This window comes from Flavobacterium kayseriense, from assembly GCF_014305095.1.
Taxonomy (GTDB): Bacteria; Bacteroidota; Bacteroidia; order Flavobacteriales; family Flavobacteriaceae; genus Flavobacterium; species Flavobacterium kayseriense.
In genome coordinates this window covers 164,861-186,298 of the sequence record NZ_JACRUI010000001.1, presented here as the reverse complement: position 1 = coordinate 186,298, position 21,438 = coordinate 164,861, and the positions used below count along the sequence as shown (strand labels likewise).

The 21,438-nt window shown below is 34.6% G+C and carries 18 protein-coding genes; 3 read left to right on the top strand and 15 right to left on the bottom strand.

The window, feature by feature from the left end; translation table 11 throughout:
- Window positions 1-60: 60 nt before the first annotated feature.
- The 7 genes from H8R22_RS00755 to H8R22_RS00725 form a co-directional block, all read right to left on the bottom strand.
- Window positions 61-1,827 carry a DUF885 domain-containing protein gene (locus tag H8R22_RS00755; protein WP_187009424.1) on the bottom strand — a complete coding sequence of 589 codons (1,767 nt, stop codon included), beginning with the start codon at window positions 1,825-1,827 and terminating at the stop codon, window positions 61-63.
- 203 nt (window positions 1,828-2,030) lie between these two features.
- Window positions 2,031-2,939 (bottom strand): pseudouridine synthase, encoded by a 909-nt coding sequence (locus H8R22_RS00750; RefSeq protein ID WP_187009425.1) that lies wholly within the window; start codon window positions 2,937-2,939, stop codon window positions 2,031-2,033.
- Window positions 2,940-3,217: 278 nt separating this feature from the next.
- Window positions 3,218-4,174, bottom strand: a complete 957-nt coding sequence (locus tag H8R22_RS00745) for a geranylgeranylglycerol-phosphate geranylgeranyltransferase (protein ID WP_187009426.1) — start codon at window positions 4,172-4,174, stop codon at window positions 3,218-3,220.
- 52 nt (window positions 4,175-4,226) lie between these two features.
- On the bottom strand, window positions 4,227-5,165 hold the full coding sequence (locus tag H8R22_RS00740) for a mevalonate kinase family protein (RefSeq protein ID WP_187009427.1): 939 nt from the start codon (window positions 5,163-5,165) through the stop codon (window positions 4,227-4,229).
- A gap of 44 nt (window positions 5,166-5,209) precedes the next feature.
- Window positions 5,210-5,404, bottom strand: a complete 195-nt coding sequence (locus H8R22_RS00735) for a hypothetical protein (RefSeq protein WP_187009428.1) — start codon at window positions 5,402-5,404, stop codon at window positions 5,210-5,212.
- 42 nt (window positions 5,405-5,446) lie between these two features.
- Complete coding sequence (locus H8R22_RS00730; RefSeq protein ID WP_187009429.1) at window positions 5,447-6,550, bottom strand: diphosphomevalonate/mevalonate 3,5-bisphosphate decarboxylase family protein; 1,104 nt, start codon at window positions 6,548-6,550, stop codon at window positions 5,447-5,449.
- Between the two features lie 151 nt (window positions 6,551-6,701).
- The gene (locus H8R22_RS00725) at window positions 6,702-9,101 is read right to left on the bottom strand and encodes an outer membrane beta-barrel family protein (RefSeq protein WP_187009430.1); all 2,400 of its coding nucleotides are present in this window, start codon (window positions 9,099-9,101) and stop codon (window positions 6,702-6,704) included.
- 203 nt (window positions 9,102-9,304) lie between these two features.
- Between H8R22_RS00725 and H8R22_RS00720 the strand changes: the two genes are divergently transcribed.
- The 3 genes from H8R22_RS00720 to H8R22_RS00710 are packed head-to-tail and all read left to right on the top strand — an operon-like array spanning window position 9,305 to window position 11,599.
- Window positions 9,305-10,357: a sensor histidine kinase gene (locus tag H8R22_RS00720; protein ID WP_187009431.1), complete on the top strand. Its 1,053-nt coding sequence runs from the start codon at window positions 9,305-9,307 to the stop codon at window positions 10,355-10,357.
- The gene (locus H8R22_RS00715; RefSeq protein WP_187009432.1) at window positions 10,354-11,067 is read left to right on the top strand and encodes a LytR/AlgR family response regulator transcription factor; all 714 of its coding nucleotides are present in this window, start codon (window positions 10,354-10,356) and stop codon (window positions 11,065-11,067) included. The genes H8R22_RS00720 and H8R22_RS00715 overlap by 4 nt, the downstream gene beginning before the upstream one ends.
- Before the next feature lie 55 nt (window positions 11,068-11,122).
- Entirely contained in the window at window positions 11,123-11,599 is a 477-nt protein-coding gene (locus H8R22_RS00710) for a TspO/MBR family protein (RefSeq protein WP_187009433.1), read from the top strand.
- A 130-nt stretch (window positions 11,600-11,729) separates the two neighbouring features.
- Here H8R22_RS00710 and H8R22_RS00705 read toward each other — a convergent pair whose 3' ends face one another.
- The 8 genes from H8R22_RS00705 to H8R22_RS00670 all read right to left on the bottom strand — a co-directional run bounded on the left by H8R22_RS00705 (window position 11,730) and on the right by H8R22_RS00670 (window position 21,273).
- The gene (locus H8R22_RS00705; RefSeq protein ID WP_187009434.1) at window positions 11,730-12,464 is read right to left on the bottom strand and encodes a carboxypeptidase-like regulatory domain-containing protein; all 735 of its coding nucleotides are present in this window, start codon (window positions 12,462-12,464) and stop codon (window positions 11,730-11,732) included.
- A 148-nt stretch (window positions 12,465-12,612) separates the two neighbouring features.
- Window positions 12,613-13,341 carry a hypothetical protein gene (locus H8R22_RS00700; RefSeq protein ID WP_187009435.1) on the bottom strand — a complete coding sequence of 243 codons (729 nt, stop codon included), beginning with the start codon at window positions 13,339-13,341 and terminating at the stop codon, window positions 12,613-12,615.
- An 82-nt stretch (window positions 13,342-13,423) separates the two neighbouring features.
- Entirely contained in the window at window positions 13,424-14,632 is a 1,209-nt protein-coding gene (locus H8R22_RS00695) for a BaiN/RdsA family NAD(P)/FAD-dependent oxidoreductase (RefSeq protein WP_187009436.1), read from the bottom strand.
- 29 nt (window positions 14,633-14,661) lie between these two features.
- The gene (locus H8R22_RS00690; RefSeq protein WP_187009437.1) at window positions 14,662-15,339 is read right to left on the bottom strand and encodes a glycerophosphodiester phosphodiesterase; all 678 of its coding nucleotides are present in this window, start codon (window positions 15,337-15,339) and stop codon (window positions 14,662-14,664) included.
- Window positions 15,340-15,451: 112 nt separating this feature from the next.
- A complete protein-coding gene (locus tag H8R22_RS00685) occupies window positions 15,452-16,975 on the bottom strand; it encodes a flotillin family protein (protein WP_187009438.1) in 1,524 nt (507 codons plus the stop codon).
- Window positions 16,976-16,988: 13 nt separating this feature from the next.
- Window positions 16,989-17,546, bottom strand: coding sequence for an NfeD family protein (locus H8R22_RS00680; RefSeq protein WP_187009439.1), 558 nt, complete (start codon window positions 17,544-17,546; stop codon window positions 16,989-16,991).
- Between the two features lie 141 nt (window positions 17,547-17,687).
- Window positions 17,688-19,364 carry an alpha-amylase family glycosyl hydrolase gene (locus tag H8R22_RS00675; protein ID WP_187009440.1) on the bottom strand — a complete coding sequence of 559 codons (1,677 nt, stop codon included), beginning with the start codon at window positions 19,362-19,364 and terminating at the stop codon, window positions 17,688-17,690.
- A 49-nt stretch (window positions 19,365-19,413) separates the two neighbouring features.
- Complete coding sequence (locus H8R22_RS00670; RefSeq protein ID WP_187009441.1) at window positions 19,414-21,273, bottom strand: glycoside hydrolase family 13 protein; 1,860 nt, start codon at window positions 21,271-21,273, stop codon at window positions 19,414-19,416.
- Between the last annotated feature and the right edge of the window lie 165 nt (window positions 21,274-21,438).

The window sequence follows — 21,438 nt, the reverse complement described above, 5'->3', positions numbered from 1 at the left end:
AATTAAGAGCTGTTTATTGTCCTTTTTCCTTTGAGTATATTAATTATTTGATTGTGTCACTTATTTGTTCTCTGCTATCCAAGCATCAATTTTGCTTTCTAGTAAAGCAAGTGGCATAACACCTGATTCTAACACTTTTTCGTGGAATTTTTTAATATCAAATTGTTTTCCCATTTTATCTTGTGCTCTCTTGCGCAGCTCCATGATTTTCAGCTGTCCTATTTTGTAAGATAGTGCCTGACCAGGGATTGCCATGTAGCGCTCAATTTCAGTGGTTATGCTTGCTTCACTTTCGGCTTCATTTTCTAAAGAGTATTTAATAGCTTGCTCTCTTGTCCAGCCTTTGCTATGCAATCCAGTATCAACGACTAAGCGCACCGCTCTGTGCATTTCGTTTCCTAACATCCCAAAATACTGGTAAGGGTCTTGGTATAATCCTAGTTCTTTACCTAAGCTCTCGGTATACAAAGCCCATCCTTCGCCATAGGCCCCAAACCAATTGTATTTTCTGAAATCAGGAAGGCTAGCGTTTTCTTGTTGCAAAGATATTTGAAAGTGATGACCAGGAATAGCTTCATGTAGAAATAGATCTTCATCACCGTACATATTGTATTCTTTTACATCGGGAATTGGTACATAAAATACACCTGGTCTAGATCCGTCAGCTGCTCCTTGATTGTACTCAGCACTTGCTGTTTTTTCTCTAAACGCTTCCGTTCTTCTGATTTCAAACTTAGTTTTAGGTTGTAATGAAAATAATTTATCTACATTAGGCTTAATGACACTATATATTCGTTCAAAATTTGCAATTACTTCTTCTGGTTTTGCAAATGGTTTTAATTCGGGTTTGTTTCTCACATACTCGAAAAATTCCAATAATGTCCCTTCAAAGCCAACTTGCTTTTTCACTTTCTCCATTTCGGCAGTCAAACGTGCAACTTCATTGAGACCTAGCTCATGAATTTCTGCTGGAGTCATTGCGGTGGTAGTCCATTGTTTTACATAAGCGGCATATAGTTTTTGTCCATATGGTAAACTTCCTATTCCGCTTGTAGCTCTAGAAGCCGGAAGGTATTCTGTTTTCAAAAAAGTAGCCATTTTTTTGTACTGCGGGATCAACTTATTGTTGATCATAGCGCTATACTTTATCGTTAACTCTTTTTTAGTTTCGTCAGAAAAGGAATCAGGCATTATCTTTATTGCCGAATAAAATAAATTGTCTTCGATATTTGGCGTTGCCATTTCATCAAATTGCGGAATCATTTTAACGGTTAATGATCTAGGTAGAACGGCTTTTTTAGCAATTCCTTTTTTCATGTACACCATAGCCGAGTCAATCCACACACTATACAAATCCATTCTTTTTAAGAAGTTGCTGTAGTCTTTCTCTGTTTTAAAGGGTTGTGCACTACTTCCTCCAGCAAATTGTCCCATAGTCAGGTGTGTTCCCCAAAATTGATGAACAGGTATTAAATTAGTTGGCTCGTTGAGTAACTCTTTTCCAACAGCCACTTCCCATTTGATGATTTCGTAACTGTTTTTCTCCTCATCAGATAGGTTTTTGATATCGATAGTGTCTAGGGTTTTATCGTATTTGTCAAAAAAAGCAAATTGTGCTTGTCTAAAACTATCACTCATCTCAAACTGTAACTGATCGTTGTACTGATTTTGTCCGTTTTGAGTTGCGCTTAGTGGGTCTAAAGCATTTTTGTCATCAAAATATTGATTAGTAATACTACCGAAATCTATTTTTTTGTTTTCTGATTTGCAATTAACCATTAGAATAGAGAAGAGAATTGCAGTTGCAATAACCGAAGTTTTTTTCATGATTTACTTAAATTAAGTTTACGTAAAGCTATGATAAAAATATGAAAAACTAATTTCTGTGATGGATAGTTTAGAACGATAGTTTTTGAGGCGGCTTTTGCTAATTTATTTTATGCGTATTTTGTCTTGGTAGAGAAGTTTGGAAAGCAAAAAAAAATCCTATTCAGTTAAGAATAGGATTTAAGTTTTTGTTTGATTGCGTATTAAACGTTTTTTAAATTGATTATTTCTTGGTCTGTAAGTAATCTCCAATTTCCTCTAGGAAGGTTTTTCTTGGTTAAGCCAGCAAATGAAACACGGTCGATACGTAAAACATCATAACTAAAGTGTTCAAATATAGAGCGAACCACTTTTACATTAGCTGATCTTAATTTTAAACCTATTTCGCTTTTAGCTTCTCCTTCAATATAACTCACATCTTCTACGTAAACACGATGTCCATCAAGGACAAGTCCTTTATTGATTTTTTCTAAGTCTTCAAATTTCAGGTTTTTATCTAATGAAACTTGGTATATTTTAGATGATTTATTGGTTGGTAAAGTAAATTTACGAATCATGTCAGTATCATTGGTAAACAATAATAACCCAGTAGTATTTTTATCCATTCTACCTATGGCACCAATTTTAGCTGTAGTTGAACCTTTTACTAACTCTAAAACATTACGAAATTCCTGTCCTTCGTCCATGGCAGTCGTAAAGTTCTTTGGCTTGTTCAATAAAATGTAAACCTTTTTTTCAGGAGTTAATGTTGCACCATCAAAATTAACGACATCACCTGGTTTTACCATATATCCCATCTCCGTAACGGCAACTCCATTTACTTTTACAGTACCTGAGGTAATGTATATATCGGCATCACGACGAGAGCAAGCACCTGAGTTAGAGATGTATTTGTTTAATCTAATTTCGTCTTTTACCTTAGGTCTTTTAGGCGCTTGATTCGGTTTTTTCTCTACCTTATCTGTTACAACTTCAGCAACCTTAGTAGTAATTTTTGCTTTTTTAGGCCCTTGTGCCCTTTTTTGCATCGCAGGTTTTGGCTTGTTAGAGCTAGGTCTAGAACTAGTTGGCCTAGAACCACCTCTTTTATTATTGCCTTCCTTATTATTCATAATATTCTATAATTTGTGCAAAGATAGTATTTAAATAATTGGCAATCAATAACTCCTAATTAAAATGCTAAATACTTCATAATTAGCTTAATTATAAAAAACAAGGTTGGTTGTGAAGAGCTTATTCCTGATTTATACTCGATCTTTTGCTTTTCAAAGAAAAAAGCAAAAGGATGTAGTTCAATCAATGTTCGCTGTACTCAAATTAAATTAATCGTTATGTGAAGTAATGAGGGCTATATAAACGCTAAGAACAATATTGTTTTTAAGAATAGCTTTTAGAGTAAGTGCAGTAATTTTTTGCTATTCAATAGTACTGTTGGATTAATTAGTACAATGCAAAATACTCCAGCTACAATTAGAAATTTCAGTACATTATGAAGCAATAAATATTGCCCCTTGCGTTCTGATTTCCATAAGTACAGGAGAAAAAATAATAGGATAATTAGGCAAGCATAAAAGTAAATTTCCATGGCCCCAACGTCGTAAATGTCTACCAATATGTAAACCGGAATAATGGTTAGAAAAGTGAGTAAGCTAATTGCTTTTTTAGATGTTGTCTCTCCATAAATTATAGGGATGGTTTTGTAGTTATTGGCTAGATCTCCCTTAATGTTCTCTAGATCTTTAATCATTTCCCTTATTAGTAATAGTAAGAATAAAAATGATGCGTGCGCAAATATCACAGCTAAATTACTTTTGTAGCTTTCGATTTCTTCAAAACTTAAATTAAAATAGTAGTGTAAAAGAATGGCAAAAAAAGGAATTACTGCCAGAACAGCAGCTGTTAGATTGCCTATGAGTGGGTATTTCTTTATTTTGTGAGAGTAAAACCAAATGAGAAAAATATAGGACGAAAAGAAAAATAAAGCTCTCCATGAAACTATTAAAGCGATAAAAGCTACAATGAAGTTTAAAGTAAAATAGACGGACAACTTTGTTTTTTGACTTACCAATCGATCCAACATGGACTTGTTGGGTCTGTTTATGAGGTCTTTTTGGCTGTCGTAAAAATTGTTTATGATATATCCTGATGCGATAGTAATCGACGAGGCTAATACTAACAAAAAAAGATTTAAATCTAATAAGTTAGCTAATGTTCCTTTTTCTGGCGATAATATAAATATTGCAGATAAATACTGTGCTAGTATAATAACCGGAATGTTATACCCTCTAGCAACAGAGAACAAACTGATAATTTTCATCAATAAAAGTTTCTGCTTTCTGCTAAACATTATGGGATTATAATAAAGGTGGAGCTATTTTCTTTAACAGCTCGGTTAATTTCTAAAACTGATATACAACTTCAAGCTTATAGTCTTTCAAGGATAATTTAGCGCGCTCTAGGTCTTCGGTAAAACCTAAAATATAACCTCCACCACCGGATCCACAAAGTTTCAAGTAGTAATCATTCGTGTCAATTCCGTTTTGCCAAATAGCATGAAATTGTTCTGGAATCATTGGTTTAAAGTTACTTAAAACTACTTTAGATAATTTTTTAGTATTAAGGAATAAAGACTTCATATCTCCACCAAGAAAGTTCTCTACGCAAAGGTCAGTGTATTTTACAAATTGATTTTTCAACATCGTACGGAAACCTTTGTCTTTTAGGTTTTCCATAAAAATATTAACCATAGGAGCCGTTTCTCCTACGATTCCTGAATCTAATAAAAAGACAGCGCCTTTTCCGTCAAAGCTTTGATTAGGAATTCCTGTAGCTTCAATGTTGTCTTTAGAGTTAATCAAGATAGGAATGCTTAAGTAACTATTTAAAGGGTCTAAGCCAGAGCTTTTTCCATGAAAAAAGCTTTCCATTTGTGAAAAAATATTTTTTAATTCTAGTAATTTTTCTCTCGTCAAGTTTTCTAGAACAGTGATTTTATTTTGTGCGTATTTGTCATAAATGGCCGCAACTAATGCGCCACTACTTCCTACACCATATCCTTGTGGGATACTTGAGTCGAAAAACATTCCTGTTGCAACATCATTTTTAAGTTCATCTATAGCAAATGATACTAGTAAAGGTTGTTCCGTTTGTAAAGTGTCAAGATAATTGGCAAAGCGATTCAAACTTGCATTAGAAGCGATTGCCTCAGCCGAAGGATTTTCGTCTCTTTTTAAGGCACCGTTGTAGAAATTATAAGGAATAGATAATCCTTTTGAGTCGCGAATAATTCCGTATTCTCCAAAGAGTAATATTTTTGAATAAAATAAAGGTCCTTTCATATTGTGGTAAATTATCAATTTGGGGTTGGTAATTATTCTGTTTTTTATACTTCTAGTTGGTCTCCACGGTTCTCTTCAAGAATTTGTAGATCAATTATTTCTTGCTGCTCTGGTGATAATTCATCCCAAACTGCTTTTCTATGTGCTATAAGAACATTTTTTACTTCCTCAATAATATGGCTATCATCGGTTGCAATCAGCATTTTGATGATTTCTAACTTTTCTGATTGAATATCCATACTGTCGATTCTTTATTGGATAAAGATAAACAAATAATTCAATTAATGCATCATCGCTCCATTTCCAATTTTGTCACAAATGTACTGTCCATTTTGACAATAGCCAACTAATTCGTTCTTAATAAATTGCAAAACTTTCTCGCTAACGTTTTCGGGGTACAAAACGTGCACATTGGCACCTGCATCTAGTGTGAAACAAACAGGAATTTTAGTTTCATTTCGGAACTTCCAAATCGCATTAATAATCTCTAATGTATTTGGTTTCATTAAAATAAAATATGGCATCGAAGTCATCATCATGGCGTGCAATGTCAATGCTTCGCTTTCTACAACTTTTATAAAAGAGTCTAAGTCACCACTTTTAAATATTGAGATCAGCGTATCTAAATTTTCATGTGCCTGTGCAAAACGCCTTTCAGCATAAGGATGGTTGTGCATTAAATCATGGCCTACGGTACTTGAAACTTGTTTTTCGCCTTTATCAACTAATAGAATCGTATCTTGATAATTTGTAAAATTAGCGTGTATTTCGTTCGGAAATTCAACTCCATATAAATCTGAGCTTCCTTCAATATTTGCTTGATTTCCCCAAACTACCACTTGCCCTTTTACACTGCGGCAAGCGCTTCCTGATCCTAATCGTGCTAGTAATGAGGCTTTTTGGTAAAAATAGTCATCTGTCATTGCTGGGTTAAGCGCTTTTTCTAAATTCATTAAGTTCATTGCTAACGCAGCCATTCCTGACGCTGATGAAGCAATCCCTGAGCTATGTGGAAAAGTATTCTCGGTATCAATCGTAAAATGATACTCTTTTAAAAACGGAAGGAAAACTTCAATTCGCTCTAAGAATTTCTGAATTTTTGGTTTGAAATCTTCTTTTGGTTTTCCTTCAAATAACAAATCAAACGAGAAAGAGTCTGAATCAGTATTGAGCAAAGTCGAATTGTCTTTTTTGGCGAAAGCCAATTTTGTGATAGTTTTACAATTGTTCAAAGTAAAACTCACAGATGGATTGGCTGGAATTTGGTTCTCCTTCTTACCCCAGTATTTTACTAGTGCGATATTACTTGGTGCGCTCCACTGAAATTGACCTTTATCTAAAGTATGAGAATAAGGTGCAGGAATAAAATCGTTTGTCGTTAACATGAATTGTAAAATTTGTGCAAAGATACTTATTTTTAGACCACAGATTCACAGATTTTTGTCAATTTATAGTGCGAAAATCTGTTGTTATGTATATCATATTTTGCTTTTTTTAATTGCAACAGCGGTTACCATTACAGCAGGAAACCGCTACTTACAATCTATTTTGTTCCTCATTCAAATCAGCCTCTTTTACCTCCTTCTTTTTAGCTGTACCGAAATTATAAGTTAGTGACAGTGTTATTTTTCTAGTTTCCCAACGGTTGACCCAATTTGTAGTGACATTATCTTGTTGCGTACTTTGTATCCATTGGCTTTTTCTTAAAACGTTTTGTGCGCTAAGATTCATTCTTATTTTTTTGTCAAAAAAATCTTTTCTCATGCTAAATGACATATCGTAAGATGGTTTGAAGGTTGTATTCCCGTAATCGCCATTTTGACTATAAAAACTGTTCCAAGTAGCACTCCAATCCTTCGCCAAAGTAAAAGATTGATTTAAAGCGCCAGAGTACGACACACCACTGTTGTTGAATTTGTAACCTTCTAAATCCGATATGGCTTGACCGTATGCTACTTCAGTATTAAGCTGTACTTCCCACCATTTTTTTAATGAGTAGCTAGAATTAAAGGAGAGACCGATGCTTTTTGATTTACCAATATTGTCATAATACAAGGTTGTGATTTTAGTATCCTTGTCATAATTAATAATTTGATACATTTCGTCTTTTGAGAAATTAGCAAATAGCGAAAGTGAGGTTTTTTGTTTTTTAATCCATACCAGCTCAAATGCATCTGTAAATTGCGGAGTTAGCTCTGGATTCCCTACCGAAACATTATAGGTATCGATGTATTCGTAGTACGGATTTAAGTACAAATAGCGTGGACGTTGAATGCGACGGCTGTACGAAAATTTAAATTGATTATTTTCTAGGTTTGTATTAATGCTGAATGATGGGAAAAGCGATAAATAATTGTCCTTGTTCGTACTGTTTGATGTCAAGGATGTAGCGTTATAATTGATATATTCAGCGCGTAAGCCTGCTTGAATATCAAATTTGCCTTTAGTAAAATTTGTGATTCCGTAACCAGATAAAATAGATTCTTTGTAAACCAAATGATTGCTTCTATTGGTGTTCAAAATGTAATTTCCTTGAGCGTCTCGATCTTGTAAATTAATCGTGTAATCATTGTTCACATAGCTCAATTTTGCTCCTGTCTCGAAGTTAAAGGTGTTCGTTACCTTTTTTTCATAATCTAATTTTGCACTGATTATATTAAAGTTCGTTGGATTTTGGTATTTGACAGCTTCTATATCTCTGTACATCTTGTTTGTGTTGGCATTAAAATAAGCATTAGTCGTAAGACGGTCGTTATCGTTTTGATAATTAGCGTAGCTTAATTGCGCGTCGATTTTTGTATCTAAACTATCCGATGCAAAATTATAAAACACAGTACCTGTTAGGGTTGTGTTTGCAATATCGTCTTGTGTATCTAATAGTGTAAATCTCTTGTAAACGTTATCATCAAATTCTTCGGTACGACCATTTGTTTTTTCATCACTTTTGTAAATACTGTAATTTGTCGAAGCGCCCACAGTACTGTTTTTATTTAATTGGTGCGAGGCTCCAAAATTCCCAGAGTAACTATTAGTAACTGGTAACCAGTCATTTTTTTGCTTAAGCAAAGTAGTTATATCTGGTGTAACGACAGTTTGATCGATTGTACGGCGATTTACACTCTCGTTGTAGCCATAATTAAGGCCAAATTTCAGATTCCATTTTTCTGTATTATTGTAGAGGTTCAAGCCGTTGTAGTTTTTGATAAATTCAGCATAACCGACAGATGATCTCAAATTACCAGTTAAACCCGTTGCCGCTGACTTTTTGAGTACAAGATTAAAAATACCAGCGCTTCCTGCTGCATCATATTTAGCCGATGGGTTAGCGATTATCTCTACGGCTTTAATATTGGCGCCGTCTAGTGTTTTTAAATATTGTTTGAGCTCTTCACCAGTAAGCAGCGAAGGTTTGCCATCAATCATTATTTGAAGATTGTTGCTGCCTCTAAAAACGACATTTTCGTCTTTGTCTAATTGCACGCCAGGCAGTTTACTTAAGGTTTCAAGTCCATCATTTCCATTTCCAAATCCTGCCTTGTCAATGTCTACGATCATCTTGTCTCGGCTTAATTTGATGAGGCTTTTTCTTTGCATTACAACTACCTCGTTTAGTGCAAGAGCATCTTCTTCTAACTCAAAATTGAGATTTAAGTCGGTTTTGGTATTTGTAAACGTTTTTGATTGGAAGGTTTTGTACCCTAATATTTCAATTTGAACATAGAAAGCTACCGTAGCGACTTGTATTTCATAGTATCCTTTTTCATCGGTTGCCGTAGATTTAACAAACGACTTGGTAGTAGCATCAAAAATAGTAACAGTTGCAAATGCAATTTTTTCCTTATTGTTTTTTGCTACAATTGTTCCAGTTAGTTTAGTATCCTGTGCAAAAAGCAAATTCATGCTTAAAAATAGAAGAAGGGCGAAAGTGGTTTTCATGATGTATGGTTTTGTTGTCAGCAAATGTATACGAGTAGCACAATGCTAAAAATCATTTTACACCATTGCGCTTTTCTACTACACAAAACCATGAAAACGAATCATTTTATGCTTTTTGTCAAAAATCGACTTGTTCGTACCTTTATTTTGGGTGTTCGTGTAAAAAAAATAGTGGACTCAAGTAAAATATGTAATTTCATCCCATGGAAATAAATAAAAAACAGTGGTACTTTCATCTTGCAGTAGTACTCACAATAGTACTGATGGATCTTTTCTCTGATTATGTCTATGGAGGTAGCGAACGATTTTTAGGTAACTTTCAGCTGCCTTTCAATTATATGAGAGTCATTATGTACACAGCAACATTTACAACTTATGTGGTTAATTTTTATTTTGTATGCCCGCATACGTTAGGGAAGAAGCATTATGTTAGATTTGCGATTGGTGTTATTTTCTTGATTGTTATTTTTGGACGTGTACGATATTTATTGGAAGAAGTACTTCTTTTTGAATTTACCGGAAAGCACAATTATTTTGAAGAATCACGAAAATTTTTATTTTACACCTTTGATAATTCGATTTTTGCCATAAAAGGAATTTTGTATAGTACTTTGGTTTATTTTTTCTTCGAATATGCGACAAACCAACACAGGATTCATAAATTAGAATTGGATTATAACAAAGCAGAACTCAGCCTTTTGAAATCGCAGCTGGAGCCTCATTTTTTATTCAACACACTCAATGCTTTTTATACCGATTTAGTTGATGATAAACCTAAAATTGCCAAAGATATTCTGCGTTTGTGCCAACTATTGCGGTACGTAACCTATGAAGCGGGAACTGATTTTATGCCACTTTCTAAAGAAATAAATTTTATTGAAGATTACATTTATTTGCATAGGAAACGATTTGAAGACACCTTGTCTCTAAACTACATTATTGATGGAGTAGTAGGAGATCAAAAAGTGCCTTCTTTGGTTTTCATTCATTTTATTGAAAATATTTTCAAGCACGGGGTGGTTACCAACAAAGAGTTCCCTGCCAGAATCATTATTAATGTAACAAAAGACTTTGTTAGTATGGAAACTTCAAACAAAATTTCTAGTGCAGAACAATACAGTACTTCGGGCATTGGAAAAGAAAATTTAGAACGTAGATTAAGTGCAATTTATAAGCAAGATTATGTATTGCAGTACAATCAATCCGCTGACATTTTTACAACGAGTCTCAAACTACCATTTAAAATTAAATCATGAAAATAGTAAAATGCCTTATAGTCGATGATGAACCACCTGCAATTCGATTATTAGAAAAGTATGTTTGTAAAGTTCCTTTTTTAGAATTAATTGGCACCACAACCAGTTCGTTAGAAGCGCTTGCTGCAATTGAGAGCGGAAATGTTGATTTGGTTTTTATGGATATCCAAATGCCAGATTTAACCGGTTTACAGCTGTCGAAGATTGTAAAAGGAAAAACAAATATTATTTTTACGACCGCCTATCCGCAATTTGCCTTGCAAAGCTATGAGGTTGATGCGGTAGATTACCTCCTAAAACCATTTGAATTTGAACGTTTTTATGAAGCGGTACTAAAAGTGAAAAATAGTGGCGAGCCTGAGGTAAAAGCAATTCAAAAAGAGGTTGACAACTATATATTTATTAAGACAGACGGTAAAAATAATTTTGAAAAAGTCTATGTAAAAGACATTTGCTACATCGAAGGTTTAAAGAATTATGTTGCTATTCATTTAATTGACAAACAAATAATTACCAATAATACTTTAAAAAGTGTTGAGGATTTTTTGCCGGCTTCTGAATTTGTAAAAACACATAAATCGTTTCTTGTTGCATTGCGTCATATTACAAAAACCGATTCTTTGAGTGTTTATATTAACGGTCATAGCATACCTATAGGCGATACTTACAAAAAAGAACTCTTTGAAATTATTCAACAAAGAAAATTATAATGGTAAACAGTAGTTTGTTTTTATTAATTTTGAAGTTCATATATAAAAGGGAAAAATGAACAAAATTACCAAAATACTTATCGTTGTAGTGACCTGTCTTGGTATTGGTTATATATCTGGAAACTCGACTCGTGCCGGAATCATAGATTGGTATCCATCCTTAGTGAAACCTAGTTTTAATCCGCCTAATTGGGTTTTTGCGCCTGTTTGGAGCATGTTGTATGCTATGATGGGAGTTGCGGCGGGATTAGTGTGGTCTCGAATTGATTATGAAAAAGAGATTGTTAAAAAAGCATTGGTATTTTTTGCAATTCAGTTGGCTTTAAATGCTTTGTGGTCGTATTTGTTTTTTGGGCTTCACAATCCTATGTTAGCAGGGATTGAGATTATTATTTTGTGGTTAATGATTTTTGAAACTTATTCGCAATTTGTTAAAATCAATAAAATAGCCGGTTATTTGCTATTGCCGTACCTTGCTTGGGTAAGTTTTGCAGCTATTTTAAACGGAAGTATTTGGTGGTTGAATAGGTAATTTGAGTCAAAAGTTGAAAAGTTAGAAAGATAAAATCCTAGTTAGGTTTAGCGTACAACATCAAAATTAAATTTAATTATTGTTAAAGTACATAAATAGGAGATGGTAAATAAAAACTATTTACTATCACTTATAGCTTTTTAAATTCATTATTTTTATTGAGTAAAAACTCCATCACAGCTAGATCATTACTGTCTTGTAAAAGGGCATTTGATTTGGGGTCGTTTTCGCAAAATTGTAAAAAAAGATCGATTTGCTCAGGTTTTAATTTTAGGGTTTCCAAGAAAAATCTTTGATCACAACTATTTTTTGCAATTGTTTTAAAGGTTGCTAAACTGTTGTTTTTTTTGGGTTGTTCTGAATCCTTTTCCTTTTTAAATAAGCTACCAATCAACTTTCCTATTCTTACGAAATCCATTCCGTTTTCAATTGTGTGAGAGCTTACACCGGCTACTTTCAATCTTTGAGCGTTTTTTTCTAAAGTATATTGGTCGAGTTTACCTTGTTCCCATTTGGTGTCCGATCCTAGTTTTATACTTGGCTGATTATTAATAACTACTTCTTTTAACTCTTCAGCTTTTAAAACTAAATTAATCATCAAATTATTTTCTTTAATCAATTTTGAAGTAATCAATATGCTTTTTAGATCATACCCTTTGGCTATAAAAACGACGGTTTCATTTGGTTTAGCATCGATAGTAAATAGTCCATTTCCATCGCTGGTCGCGATCGTTTTTGTTTTCGTATTAACTATTTCAGCATTAGCAATCGCATAATTATTGAACGAAATCTTTCCTTTAATCGTTTGTGAGAAACTTATTTGACAATAAATTAAAAGAAACGTAATAAGTATTTTTACTTTCATAAGCTACTGTTATTTAAGAAGTAAAGTTATTCGTTTGTTCTTAATGAAAACTTAGTAAATATGTAAAATCGTGTTAATTTAAATTTAAAAATAAGTAGAATCTATAAAAAAAATCACGGTACCGGATATAATTTGTGGCTAGCGACAACTATAGTTTTTTGAATTCAGCATTTTTTAGAAGTAAAAACTCCAACACAGCAAGTTCGTTAGGATCTTGTAAAATAGTGTTTGCTTTTGGATCATTTTCGCATAGTTGTAAAAAAAGATCTATTTGGTCCGGTTTTAATTTTAGTGTTTCTGTAAAAAATTTTTGCTCAAAACTATTTTTTGCTATCGTTGTAAATGAAGCTTGCGGACTATCTTTTTCGATATCGCCTTTTTCCTTTTTTAGTAAACCGGCAAGAAAACCGCCTATACGGATTAGATTCAATCCTTTATTAATTTTCAGATCGTCAATCATTGGGGGTTTTAAACTTTTATCAGCTCTCCCTGCTTCGATTTCGTCTCTCATTATTTGTTCTATTTCTGGAGTGGCTGCTAATGTAATTTTGGGAGTATTAGTTATCAAAACTTCTGATAGTTCTTCTGCTTTCAATGCTAATTCTATGACTAGCACCTTATTTTTACTCATTTTCTCGGAAATAGTTATTTGTTGTAATTCATGATCTTTTGATAAGAATACCAGAATATCTTTTGTTTTGGCCGCAATCGAAAAATCACCATTGCTATCAGACTTTGCAACTAATTTTTGAGTAGCGTTCACGACTTCTACATTAGAGATGGCGTAATTATTAAAGAGAACCTTTCCTTTAATGGTTTGGGAGAAGCTAATTTGAAAACAAACAATAAATAGTGCAACAAGTAGTTTTTCTTTCATAAGTAGCTGTTATAATGAAAGTAAAGGTATGCGATTGCTCACAAGAAAAACTTAGTAAAGATGTAAAAACGTGTTAATTTTTTTAAATAGCATTGGCCAAAATAAATCCGCTTGTCCAGGCATTTTGGAAATTAAATCCGCCAGTAATAGCATCAATATTTACAATTTCGCCAGCAAAATATAAATTGTCATGTAATTTGCTTTCCATCGTCTTGAAATTAATCTCTTTCAAGTCGATTCCACCAGCTGTGACAAATTCTTCTTTAAAAGTACTTTTTCCGTTGACTTGAAACGAAGCGTTGGTCAATTGATTGGATAAATTTTGTAATTGTACTTTCGATAAATCAGCCCATTTCGTTTCAGATTCTATTCCAGATGCTAGAACAATGCTTTCCCATAAACGATTGGCGAAGTCGAAAGGCGATTTTTTTGAAACAGCTTTTTTAGCGTGCTCTTGCTTAAGATCTTTTAGTTTTTTCTCGGCATCGTCAGTATCAACATCGTTCAGCCAATTTACATAAATAGTAAACTGATAGTTTTTATCATGCAAGATTCGTGCGCCCCAAGCCGATAATTTCAAAACAGCAGGTCCGCTCATTCCCCAGTGGGTAATTAACAACGGACCTGTCGACTCTAATTTAGTGTCTTTTACTTTTACAGTTGCTAATGCTACTACGCCAGGCAATTCTTTAATTCTAGCATCTTTAATATTAAAAGTAAAAAGCGAAGGGACTGGATTGACAATAGCATGTCCATAGGTTTGAAGCATTTCCCAAATTTTAGGATTGCTACCCGTTGCCAAAATTAATTTCTCAATAATATAATTTTCAGTTTGTGTTTCTATTTTCCAAACATTTTCTTTCTTAAAGATTGATTGTACACTCTGTCCTGTGAGTACTTTTATCCCCAATTTGGTCGTAGCTTGCAGGAAACAGTCGATGATAGATTGCGAAGAGTTAGAAATAGGAAACATGCGCCCGTCATCCTCAATTTTTAGTTCCACACCATGTTTTTCAAACCATTCGATGGTGTCTCCTGAGCAAAATTGATGAAAAGGACCTCGTAGTTCTTTTTCGCCACGAGGATAAAATTTTACTAGCTCGTTAGGTTCAAAACAAGCATGAGTTACATTGCAGCGACCACCACCAGAGATGCGTACTTTTTGTAAAACTTCGGCGCCGCGTTCTAAAATGGCAACCTTTAATTTTGGATTTTTCTCCACGATATTAATCGCTGTAAAAAATCCAGCTGCACCACCCCCTACTATAATTATATCAAAATCTTGATTCATGTTTTTGTTGTTTTTGCGTAAAGCAAAATTTATAATCGATCCGGAAAATCTGATATGATTCCGTCTACTTTATATTTTTTCATTCTATCAATATCGGTTATTTCATTGACCGTCCATGGGTATACTTTAAACCCTGATTCCTGAATTTCTTGTCTGTTTTCTAGCGTTAGCAGCTGGAAGTTGGGGTTTATTGCGTGTGCTTTTATTTTTTTGGCAAAAGCCAAAGCAAGTGCAATATCTGTTTCGGTTAAAACGGCAATCGGAATTTTTGCATTCAAATAATAAAGCTGCTCCAAGTTACTCCATTCGAAACTTGAAACTAAAAAATGGTTGTACGTCCATTGTTTTTGAGTAATAAAGCGTTCGATTAGGATCACCAATTCGGCTGTTACGTCACTACTTTTAATTTCAATATTAACCGAACATTTTTTGTCTATGACATTTAAAGCCTCTTCTAAGGTTGGAATAAACTGTTTTTTATCTAGTTCAAATTCCTGTAATTGGCCACAGCTGTAACTACTTACTAGACCTGTACTGTTAGTTATGCTATCAATAGTGTCGTCGTGAATTACCATGATTATTCCGTCAGCACTCAGATGAACATCTAATTCAATTTGATCAACACCCAATTCAAGCGCTTTTTCAAAACTGATTAAGGTATTCTCGGGTTCGTAACCTTTGGCACCACGATGTCCAATTTTCAGCATAGAACTACTTTTTGACAAAGGTACTTAAAATAAAAAAGCACAAACCAATTTAGGTTTGTGCTTTTGCATTCTTATCACTTGTATGGTCAAATGGCCCTACTACAATTGATTTTTATTTTAAATCAACATTCGACACATCAGTTGTATCTGGTGTAGTTGGTTCTATTTTGTCTTCTCCTTTTAAATAGGTAGGCAAGTTCAAACCGGCCATGTTAAATAAATCGTTCAAAGGCGGTACCGTTTTCATCATACCTGAAACAAAGTTAGCGGTTGATCCTGCTCCGTTATCGCCATTATTTCCTGAATCCCAAACGGTAATTTTATCAATTTTGATGTTTTTAACTGCCTCTACTTGTGTTTTAACCAATTCTGGTAATTTTTCAATTAACAATAATTGGAACGCTTTAGTTGGGTCTCCACCAGCTGCGGCAACCACTTCTTTGTAACCTTCTGCTTGCTTAGTTAGTATTTCATACAAACCTTTTGCTTCTGCTTCCATTTTTGCAAAAATAGCATCTGCTTCTCCTTTTGCTAATTCTCTTGTTTTTTCGGCTTCTGCTTGCGCATCAATAATGGCTTTTTGTTTTGCAATTTGCGCAGGAATTACGATGTTGGCATTTTGTGTAGAGCGTTCTCTTTCGGCACGCGCTTCCTCTGCTTTTTGCTCAGCAACATAAGATTCCTCTAGTGCTCTTGCGCTTTGTACTTTTTCAGATGCCAAAGCAGTTCTCAATGCTTCTGCTTCACGCTCTCGACGAGCAGCCTCTGATTGTGCAATGGCAATTCTAGCTTCGTTTTCTCCTTTGATGGCGATTGCATTTGCTTCGGATGTTTTTACACGAGTATCTCTTTGTGCTTCTGCTTTACCAATACTTTCGTCCTTAAAAGCGGCAGCAATAGATACTTCTCTGTCTTTGTTTGTGATTGCAATTTTTACATCACGATCTCTATGGGTTTCAGCAATTTGAACGTCTTTTTCACGGTCAGCCATAGCTTTTCCGGTTTCTCCAATTTTCTCTTGCTCAGCAACTGAGATTTTAGCTTCGTTGATTGCTTTGGCTGCAGCCTCTTTTCCTAAAGCTTCGATATATCCTGATTCATCCTTGATGTCAGTAACGTTTACGTTGATCAATTTTAGACCAATTTTACGCAATTCTGAGTCGACATTTTTAGAAATATTATCTAAAAACTTATCACGATCAGAGTTAATTTCTTCGATTGTCATAGTAGCAATAACCAAACGCAATTGTCCAAAAAGAATGTCTTTAGCTAGTTCCTGAATTTGCTCAGGCGAAAGTCCTAATAAACGTTCAGCAGCAGTGTTCATACTTTCTGTTTCTGTCGAAATAGCAATGGTAAAACGACAAGGAACATCGACACGAATGTTTTGACGCGATAAGGCATTCGTTAAATTCGCTTCGATAGATAATGGTTTAAGATCTAAGTATTGATAGTCTTGAATTACAGGCCAAATAAAGGCACCACCACCATGTACACATTTTGCAGATGTACCACCTGTACGACCATAGATGACCAGGATTTTATCTGACGGACATCGTTTGTAACGAGAGATGAGTGTTAGAAAGGTTACAAAAATGATAAAAACAGCAACAACAATAATAATAATTTCAGTCATGGTTTATTTAGGTTTAATTTTTTTCTACGATTAAAAGATTGTTTTCGATGCCAACAACTACCACCGAAGCGTTAGTAGGGATTTTCTCTAAGGATAAGGTCATGGCATCTAGCTCATGAAAAGCGCCATTAATGCTAATCATTACTTTGCCTTTTCCGGTTTTAGCTGCGGGAATACTTAAATAAACTTCGGCTGTCTTGTGTAATGCATTTTCGATTTTGAAGCTATTGTTTTCGGATAACTTTAAAATTTGTTTGATCATCAAAAAAAAGAAACTTACAAACAGTAAGCCTACGCCTACTGCAATAGCAATCAAAATCAATTTGTTGTTGAAGGTGTTGTAAAAGGATATTCCTGTCCAGCTAAAACCCAATAAAAAGTTGATTAAATTGCGTAGCGTAAAGATTTCGAAAGGCAGGTCGCTGTCGCCGGTATCTGAATCCATATCGGTTTCGCCATCACTTAAACCCACAAAGGTCATAATGGTCTGAAGAGCAAAAAACAAACTAACAGGTAGCGCAATGTACCAGAAAGCTTTAAGCAAAGGTTCGTAGTTTTCTAGAAAGTTCATAGTAAAGGTTTGGTTCCTTTATTAGACGATTATTTTTACAAAAAGTTACAATTTTAGGCATATATATTTTTCTGATCGCAGGGAAATAAGTGCAAATAAAAAAAGCACAAACCTGATTTGATTTGTGCTTCTTAATTGCTTCTATTTTTTTTCAAGTAGAACGATGTCAAAGTCAGTTTTGAGTTTTATTTGCCCATTCTTAACAATTGTGGTTAGACCAGAGTAACCATCTTTTAATTTTGTTCCATCTGGGTAAACGGCCGAAACATCGAGTTGCTTTTTACCCACAGGAAGGTCAAGACCAATTAGAACCTGATCTTTAAATCCATCTTTAATCAATGTTCTAGTAAATATATAGGGCGTGGCCGAAAGTTGTTGGTGTACTCCAGCACCAATAGCAGGATGATTTTTTCTAAACTTACCTAGTTTTTGCCAGTGTAAGAGATTTGATTTGGTTGAAGGATTTGACTTAATAGCATCCCAATTCATAGCCGAACGTAATTTAGCATCACCCTGTGTTCCTGCTACTTCTAAAACTCGGTTAGACTCGTCACCATAAAAAACTTGTGCGACCCCAGGGGAAAGTAATAGTTTTGTTCCTGCTTCTATACCATGGGTACGCAGGCCGTCAAAAGGCGCGCCATCATCATGAGAGGATAAATAGTTGAGTACGCTCGAACCCTTTAATTCTCCGTTTAATAGGGTAGAGTATTTAGAGAAAATGTATTCGTGGTCTTTTTTAGCATCCCACTTAAATTCAAAATTGATCATATTATTGAATCCGTTTGCATAGTAGTTTACTTTCTTGTCTCCAAAATCAAAATACTTACCGGCGCTAATATTGTAGTTGTAAACCTCAGCAATCGTATAGAATGAGTTGCTATCTAGTACTTTAGTAGGGTTTTTTTGCTTCCATGTGGTAAAAGCATAATCGCATTGTTTTTTAAAATCAGCCCAAACGCTTTCCTCTGTATGTTTTACAGTATCGGCTCTGTAGCCATCTACACCGTAATCAGTAATGTAATCCGTCAACCATTTTATGATATAGTAGCGCGGTGTTCTTGGATAGCCCGTTCTTTTAAAAAAAGCATCAAGTTCTGCTACTTCTTGATCGTATCGACCTTCATTCTTCCATTTTTCGACAAGGAAAGGAGGTAAGTCTACGTTTTGTGTGCTTTCTGTTCGAATGTCTGGCAAGTTAGCGACAAGAGTACAAATAGTGGTGCTGTCATAGTTTTGATAATCGCACACGGGACTTGTACGAACCCAGTAGTTTGGCCAAACGGTATCAACTTCAGTTACAGGCCCAGTATGATTGATTACGCCATCAAGGACGATTCGGATTCCGTGAGCGTGTGCTTTTTTTACCAAATTAGCAAGATCTTCTTTGGTTCCAAAATTTGGATCTAGTGCGGTCCAGTCTCTCGTCCAATAGCCATGAAATCCGTAGCTTAAACCAGTTCCTTCATCAACAGCATCGTGTATTTGTTCTACTATTGGTGTGAACCAAATAGCGTTGATTCCTAGTTTGTCAAAATATCCTTCATCTATCTTTTTTGAAATCCCTTTGATGTCGCCACCTTGAAAACCACGTAATTTGCCAGCCGTTTTAGTTCTGTCATAATTTAAATCGTTTAATTTATCACCATTATTAAAACGGTCTGTCATCAAAAAGTAGACAGTGGCTGCTTCCCAAATAAAAGGTGCTTTTTTCTTTGTAGCTGCTGCAGTTGTACTTTCGATTGGTTTTTTTGTTGAATTACAACTAACTAATAAAGTAATCGCAATCGTTGCTACTATTAAGATTTGTTTTTTCATTTCTGAATGGGTTTTATCAATGTGTTTTGAAACAGGTGTTTAAGAAATTTTATTGAAGTTCTAAAATATAAACCGACTTTGGTTCTAATTCAATTTCAGTAGTAATATCAAGTAACTTGTCAGTTAGAATGTCTTTTGCTGTAGCATGTTTTTGAATATTTTCGGCAAAACGCTTTGTGCTTAGTTTGATAGATTCTTTATTATTGTTTAAAACAATCATTACTGTATTGTCATCATTGTATCTAAAGTAAGTGTACACGTTGTTTTCAGGAATGTAATGCGTCATTTTGCCCGAGTGAACTGCAGTGGTTTTTTTTCTCCACTGAAATAGTTTGGCCGTAAAATCAAAATAGTCTTTCTGTGTTTGAGATCTACTTTCAGGTTGAAAGGCATTGTTAGGATCCGTTTTCCATCCGCCAGGAAAATCGAGACGAATGGCAGCGTCACCTTTGTCCTTATTACCACTCATTCCTATTTCACTACCGTAATACAATTGAGGAATACCACGCACCGTTGCCAGTACAGCCATTGCCATCTTATATTTTCGAATATCGTTTTGATAAATTTCGTTGAAACGATTGGTGTCGTGATTTTCAGCAAAAACTAAGATGTTGTTGGGATCAGCGTATAAATAGTCATTAGTAAAATTATCATATAATTTTATCATGCCTTTATCCCAGCTGCCATCGTCCTCGCTAAAAACTTTACTCAATGCGTCTAAAAGTGTAAAGTCCATTACTGATGGGAGATTCGAATTGTAGTTTTGAATTTTACCTATTGGACTGTCTTTTTGCCAATACGCCATTTGCGATGTGTTCTGCATCCATACCTCGCCCACGATATTAAATGTGGGATATTCATCTGTTATGGATTTTGTCCATTTTGCAATTCCTTGCGGATCTGAATAGTTGTAAGTATCGACTCTAAAGCCATCTAGATCTGCGTATTCTATCCACCAGATTGCATTTTGAGTTAGATAATTTAGTACTAATGGATTGGATAAGTTCAAATCAGGCATCGAGGGTACAAACCATCCTTTAACGCATGTTTCTTCATCTATTTTAGCAGCATGGATATCAGTTATGGTTGTTCTCTTGTGATTTGTTTGAGTATAATTATCAAACTGATTAATCCAGTCGTTGGTGGGTAAATCGTTGATCATCCAATGGTTTATTCCCCAATGATTAGTCACATAATCCATGACTAGTTTCATGTTTTTTGTGTGCATTGTTGCAGATAAGCGAACATAATCATCATTAGTTCCATATCGAGGATCAATTTTATAAACATCCGATTGTCCGTAACCGTGATACGAATATTCCTTATCGTTGTCTTCGCAAAGGGGCGTACTCCAAATAGTTGTAGCGCCTAATGCTGAGATGTAATCTAAGTTATTAATTATTCCTTGTATGTCTCCACCATGTCTGCCGCCGGGAAGGTCGCGATTGTATTTTTCGGTGGTGCTAGCATCACTGTCATTTTTAGTATTTCCGTTAGCAAAGCGATCCGGCATTAATAAGTAAATCATATCTGACGAATCAAAACTTTGTCGTTCAGCCGAATTAGCGCGTCGTTGCTTCAAGGAGTACTTTTGTCTGATTGTTGCTTTGTCTTCAGCTTTAAAAGTAAACAACAAGTCTGATACTGGAATATTGTTGGTGTTTATTGTAACAAAAAGGTAATTCTTGTTTTCTGTTTTTTTAATGTCTATGATCGGGACTGCATTCGATGCAGTAACGTCGTAAGAGGAAATGTTATCTCCGTAAAATAGAATTTGTAGCTCAGGATTAAGCATTCCTACGTACCAGAATGGAGGTTCTATTTTATTGATTTGAGCAGTTAGACTAAGGGACATAAAGAAAAGGAATAAGGTTATTCTTTTTGTTATTGTAGTGTAGCGTGTGTACATTAAAATCAAATTTAACCCAAAAAATGCTTATTAAAAATTATAGGAGTAAAGATTTACTTTCTTGTTCTTTTAAAATACAGTATTTGGTGTGTTAGTAATTAGTATAAGTAAGCAATCCCAAATAAATTTGGGATTGCTTGGTTGCTTTAATTCTATTATATATTC